The 4758-nt window shown below is 65.3% G+C and carries 3 protein-coding genes; all 3 read right to left on the bottom strand.

The window, feature by feature from the left end:
• Window positions 1-92 precede the first annotated feature (92 nt).
• The 3 genes from trpC to AB0M18_RS36300 are packed head-to-tail and all read right to left on the bottom strand — an operon-like array spanning window position 93 to window position 3900.
• Window positions 93-890, bottom strand: a complete 798-nt coding sequence (trpC, locus tag AB0M18_RS36310) for an indole-3-glycerol phosphate synthase TrpC (RefSeq protein WP_365765648.1) — start codon at window positions 888-890, stop codon at window positions 93-95.
• The gene (gene trpD / locus AB0M18_RS36305; protein WP_365765647.1) at window positions 887-1981 is read right to left on the bottom strand and encodes an anthranilate phosphoribosyltransferase; all 1095 of its coding nucleotides are present in this window, start codon (window positions 1979-1981) and stop codon (window positions 887-889) included. The genes trpC and trpD overlap by 4 nt, the downstream gene beginning before the upstream one ends.
• Window positions 1978-3900, bottom strand: coding sequence for an anthranilate synthase family protein (locus AB0M18_RS36300; RefSeq protein ID WP_365765650.1), 1923 nt, complete (start codon window positions 3898-3900; stop codon window positions 1978-1980). Before AB0M18_RS36300 ends, trpD begins: the two co-directional genes overlap by 4 nt.
• Window positions 3901-4758: the final 858 nt, after the last annotated feature.

Genomic DNA, 4758 nt, shown 5'->3' with positions numbered 1-4758 from the left:
AGCGACGCGCCGACCTCCACCAAGGCCTTCTCGAACTCGCCTGCGGCATCATCTGCCTCCGACGACTCCGAACGGCATTCTGAAACGATCAGTTACAGTCCTCGGTGTGTGCATGTCGAGGTCAGGGCGGCAAGGGCGGACCGAGGGTTGCTGCTGGTCACCAGAGACTCGCCGACGAGTACTGCGTCGGCGCCTTGGCGAGCATAGGCGAGGACGTCGCGGAAACCGCGTACGCCGGACTCGGCCACCTTGACAATGTGGTCCGGGATGCTCGGCGCCACTTTGGCGAACGTGTTGCGATCGACTTTTAGGGTCTTGAGGTCGCGGGCGTTGACACCGATGATTCGCGCGCCGGCGTCAACGGCGCGGGCGGCTTCCTGTGTGTCGTGGACCTCGATCAGCGGTGTCAGACCGATGGACTCGGCACATTGCACGAGAGAGTTCAAAGTGGGCTGGTCCAGAGCCGCAACGATAAGCAGGGCAAGGTCGGCGCCATAGGCGCGGGCTTCCCATAGTTGGTAGGGGGTGACGATGAAGTCCTTGCGCAGCACGGGGATCGTGACGGCAGCGCGTGCGGCTTCAAGGTCTCTGAGGGAGCCGCCGAAACGACGCTGTTCGGTCAGGACGCTGATAGCTGCTGCGCCGCTGGCCTCATAGTCACTGGCCAACGCTGCTGGGTCTGCGATGTTGGCGAGGGGGCCTTTGGAAGGGCTGGAGCGCTTCACCTCGCAGATCACGCGGACGCCGTCACCTCGCAGGCAGGCGGTAACATCTATGGGAGATGATGGGGCATGAGCGGCACGAGCCTGGAGATGTTCTAGGGACGCGCGTGTCTGGCGTTCGGCTAAATCCTCGCGAACACCCTCGACGATCTCTTTGAGGACATTCATGCGGGCGACTCCTTGTCGGCAGTCGGATGTTCCATGGTGGCGGCGGCCCAGCGTTGCAGGAGGCGCTCAGCCGCACCGGAGTCGACCGCCTCGGCAGCACGTGCCATGCCCACGGCTAGCTGTTCGGTGAGGGGTGCGTCGGTAAGGCGCAGGGCGGTGAGACCAGCAGCGGCGTTGAGCAGGACCGCGTCGCGGACCGGGCCGCGCTGGCCGGCGAGTACATGGCCGGCGACCTTGGCATTGTGGGCGGGGTCAGCGCCGTGAAGTGCCTGGGCATTGGCCAGGGGTATGTCCAGGTCCTGGGGGTTGAAGCGCGCTTGAGTAACGCTGCCTTGGTGGACCACCCAGATGTGGGAGGTGCCAGTGACTGTGAGTTCGTCGAGACCGTCGTCGCCCCGGAACACCAGGCCCTTGGAGCCGCGCCTGGCAAGAACGCACGCCATTAACTCGGCCATACGGGCATCGAAGCAGCCGATCGCCGAGGCGGTGACCCGTGCGGGGTTGATGAGTGGGCCGAGGAAGTTGAACGCGGTGGGCACGCCGAGTTGGCGGCGGGCCGGGGCAGCATGACGCATCGCGGGGTGGAACTTCGCCGCGTGGCAGAACGTGATGCCCGTTTCATCGGCGACCTCGGCGACGCGCCGAACGGGCAGGTCGAGGTTGATGCCGAGTTTTTCGAGCACGTCAGAGGATCCGCTGAGGGAGGAGACGGACCGGTTGCCGTGCTTGACGACCTTGGCGCCTGCTGCTGCGGCGACGATCGCTGCCATGGTGGAGATATTGACCGTATGAGCCCGGTCGCCCCCGGTTCCCACAATGTCGACGGCTGGACCTGAAATGTGAAGGGGCACAGCATGGGCATATAGGGCGTCGACCAGGCCGCCCAGTTCCTCGGCTGTCTCGCCCTTGGCGCGTAGCGCGATCATGAAACCGGCAATCTGAGCATCGGTGGCTTGACCGCTCATGACCTTGTCCATGGCCCAGGACGTCTCGGCCGCAGTGAGGTCTTGGCACTGGAGGAGTGCGGACAGCAAGTCGGACCAGGATCGTTGCGGCTCAGCGACGCCCGCGGCCGCAAGAGGCGCGCTCACAGCCCCCGCCTTTCGGCCGCCGGCGCCGACAGGCCATCAAGCGCATCCCGCAACAGCTCAGCAGCAATGTCTATGCCCTCGCGGGTCAGTACCGATTCAGGATGGAATTGCACCGAGGCCAAGCCAACGCCGCGCAAGGCATGGACATTACCGGTCCGCGGATCGCGTGCCACCTCCACGCCCACGTGCGCCAGGCGTGCGGCATCCGTATCACTGCAGCGTGCAGTGAACGTGTTGTAGAAGCCGACCTTGCGGTGCTTCCCGAAGAGGTCGACTACCTCTTGCACACCCTGGTGCGGCACGGGCAGCCGGTGCAGCAAGAGGCCCAGCCGAGCAGCGACCAGTTGGTGACCGAGACAGACCGCGAACACTGCGCCGACCGGTCTGGCCAAGGCGCGCCCAGCCAAAGCTCGAAGTGCGGCAATCCGCGCATCGTGGGAGTCGGACGGGTCACCGGGCCCTGGGCCGAGTACGACGAGCCCTTCGTGGTTGTCCACCATGTCGCTCAGCCCGGGAGCGTCGTGCCGTAGAACGGTGACACGGTGCCCGAGGGAGCTCAGCAGGTGAGCGAGCATCGCAGTGAAGGTGTCCTCGGCGTCGACGACGAGAGTGAGCTGCTCGGAAGCCGGAACTGGCCGCTGTTCGTGCAGCCAGAACGGCGCCAGGGCAGCTCGCCGCGAATTGAGAGCGGCCTGCACGCGGTGATCGTCGGCCAGCCTGGGCGTAGGGTGCCTTCTGGGGAACTGGGAAGGTGCGGCACCCAGCGCGGAAAGGATGCCGGCAGCTTTGGCGTGGGTTTCAGCGACCTCGGAGGCCGGGTCCGAGCCGCGCACGAGAGTGGCACCTACACCCACACTCAGCCGCCCCGTCGCTGCGTCGATGTCGGCTGTGCGGATGCAGATGGGGGAATCCAGCATTTGCCCGCCGCTGGCGTTCCGCCCGATCAGGGCGAGGGCACCAGCGTAAAAGCCACGCCCAGTCTGCTCGTGTCGGGCGATAACGCGGGCGGCGTTCTGCAAAGGGCTGCCTGTGACAGTGGCGGCAAACATGGTTTGGCGCAGCACCTCCCGAACGTCCAGGCTGGTGCGCCCGCGCAGTTCGTACTCGGTGTGTGCCAGGTGTGCCATCTCTTTCAGCCTTGGGCCCAGTACCTGCCCACCGAGATCGCCGATGGTGCACATCATTTTGAGCTCTTCATCGACCACCATGGTGAGTTCCTCGCGTTCCTTGGCGTCGTCGAGAAAGTCCATGAGGCTGGGCAATGAGGGGCCCTCGGCTGGGTAGCGGTAGGTGCCCGAGATCGGGTTCATCACCACGATGCCGTTGGCCTGCCGCACATGGACCTCTGGGCTGGCCCCGACCAGGACTCGGTCGCCGGTGTGCACCAGGAACGTCCAGTACGCTCCCTGCTCTTGCTCGAGCAGTCGCCGGAAGAGGGTGAGCGCCACTGCCGGCGAGAAGTTGTCGACGGTGGCGGTGAAGTCGCGGCGGATGACAAAGTTGGCGCCCTCTCCTCGGCCGATCTCCTCTTCCAGGATGCGGCGGACCGTCGCGTCATAGGCGTTGTCGTCTGCTGAGAAAGCGCCACCACGCAACTCAACCGGTTCTCGAGGCAGCGCCTGCAGTGCATCCTGCAGTGACAAGACGTGCTGCTCTGTTATACGGAGTGCGCGAAGCGGCGTGCCGTCGTCGTGGACCTCGAAACCACGCTCGCGCAACTGCCTGTATGGAACGAGGGCGAGCAGGTCATGATGGGTGGTCCGGGATGCCGGAGGGCCGGAGGTAACGGGCAGGTCAGCCAGCGTTTCGTAGTCCTCGGCCTCGCCGATTAGCACCTCGATCTTATCTGGGGCCAGGCGGGGAGTGCGGCGCTGGAGCAGGGCAAAGGCTGGAGCGCCGGGCTCTTGCAACCGGGCCATGAGCCTGCGGGCGAGATCTTTCACTAGCGGATTCCTCGCAACGGAGTACGGCACGGTCTCTCGCCTCCAAGGGCACTTCCTCTCGCGCCCGAGAGGCAGTGCCCTTGGCGCATGCTCAGCCTGACCGAGCCCGCGCCACGCGCACACCTCCGCTTCACGGTCTGAGTAAAGTGCAGAGAGGAACCGTTCTGTGGGCTCTCAGACTCCAGCGAAGGCCTCAACCTGGGATGAGTACATGGCACTCACTTATCCCCTGCCCCGGCCTGGTCACCTCGGCACCGACCCCGACGGCGACCGCCTCCTGATCAACTTTGAACCTCTCCTCCGGGCACTGTCACGTTGTCGGTGGCGCGGTGGGATGATCTTCGGGTCGGGGTCTTCGGGGAAGGGGTGGCGGGCAGGGCTCCGTTGTTCTCGCGATCGGCCGGGAATGATCACGTGAGTCCGAGGATCGCCAGCGACCTGGCCCGCCCTTGATGGGCGCAGGCCCTCGGCGATGTTGTCCCGCCCCGCCAGGCGGAGCGCGCCGATGACCAGGTTCCGCAGGAGGCCATCGCCCGGGGGGACTGCCTGTCCGCACCCGCGAGGCGTCCTCCCTGAACGTCACGTCCCTGACGTAGTGCTCACGATTCTCAATGACTTGCTTCCATCCTGATTTGTGCTGGTGGGGGGCCCTGGACATTCGCGGTGGGGTGTGGGTGGGCTGGTCGGAGTAATGATCGCTGAGCTTGATCGTCTGTCCGGGCCTCCGTAACGGAGAGGCCCTCGGCAGGGTTCGTGACGTGTGACTGAAACGAATGCTCCTGACGAGGGCTCCAACCCGTTCGTCTACCGGGTTCAACTTCCCTTGTCCAAACG

The sequence above is a fragment of the Streptomyces sp. NPDC051909 genome (assembly GCF_040681095.1).
Classification (GTDB): Bacteria; Actinomycetota; Actinomycetes; order Streptomycetales; family Streptomycetaceae; genus Streptomyces.
Note: the sequence above shows the minus strand (reverse complement) of the source record. Positions and strands in the feature narration are given on the sequence as shown.

What these genes read in the sequence shown, in the direction of transcription:
- AB0M18_RS36300 (WP_365765650.1), bottom strand. Translation starts at nt 3,900, where the DNA reads ATGGCCCGGTTGCAAGAGCCCGGCGCTCCAGCCTTTGCCCTGCTCCAG.
- trpC (WP_365765648.1), bottom strand. Translation starts at nt 890, where the DNA reads ATGAATGTCCTCAAAGAGATCGTCGAGGGTGTTCGCGAGGATTTAGCC.